1 pseudogene is annotated in these 306 nt (G+C 62.4%); it reads left to right on the top strand.

The window, feature by feature from the left end:
- Positions 1–104: 104 nt before the first annotated feature.
- Positions 105–306: pseudogene (locus HX846_RS37270) on the top strand (lyase family protein); the annotation flags it as partial.

Here is a 306-nt window from a genome sequence, read left to right as displayed (position 1 = left end):
GGGCCTGGTTTTGCGGGGCTTAATCCGATGAAAAGTCTTTTAAGGGAACCCCACCGGGCGATCAGGGCCTAAACTGCGCAAACGAACCTGAAGGAGTGTGCCCGATGAGCCGTATCGAAACCGACAGCCTGGGAGAAGTGCAAGTCCCGGATGACGCTTACTGGGGCGCGCAGACCCAACGCTCGCTGGTGAACTTCGCCATCGGCGACCAGCGCATGCCCCTGGCTGTGTTGCACGCCCTGGCCCTGATCAAGAAGGCTGCGGCCCGGGTCAACGACCGCAATGGCGACCTGCCCGCCGACATCG

This window comes from Pseudomonas sp. K5002 (genome assembly GCF_013386655.1).
Taxonomy (GTDB): domain Bacteria; phylum Pseudomonadota; class Gammaproteobacteria; order Pseudomonadales; family Pseudomonadaceae; genus Aquipseudomonas.
Note: the sequence above shows the minus strand (reverse complement) of the source record. Positions and strands in the feature narration are given on the sequence as shown.